General features: G+C 43.0%; 1 protein-coding gene. It reads left to right on the top strand.

What is annotated here, in order from left to right; all coding sequences use genetic code 11:
* Positions 1 to 296, top strand: a 296-nt coding sequence (locus tag ACQ96U_RS27165) for an integrase core domain-containing protein (protein ID WP_431724409.1), incomplete at its 5' end; no start/stop codon positions are given.
* Positions 297 to 307 lie beyond the last annotated feature (11 nt).

Below are 307 nucleotides of genomic sequence, written 5' to 3'. Positions count from 1 at the left end.
ATCGTGGCTCACAGTATACCAGCAAGCGATATCGTAAGCTGTTATCGAGCTATAGTATCCGAGCCAGTATGGGCGATGTGGGTGCTTGTTGGGATAATGCTGTTGTAGAACGCTTCTTTGGTAGCTTGAAACACGATTGGCTTTTTAAGGTAAGTCAGCCAACGAGGGAATTTATGAAACAAGATGTGGCGGCTTATATGAAGTATTACAACATAGAGCGACTGCATTCTGCCAATGGTGATTTGTCACCCATAGAGTTTGAAAATTCTCAACTAAATGTGTCCAATTTGGGTTGACCAGTACAGTC

This window comes from Zooshikella sp. RANM57, assembly GCF_050749885.1.
Classification (GTDB): domain Bacteria; phylum Pseudomonadota; class Gammaproteobacteria; order Pseudomonadales; family Zooshikellaceae; genus Zooshikella.
This window is presented reverse-complemented; position numbering and strand designations above follow the sequence as displayed.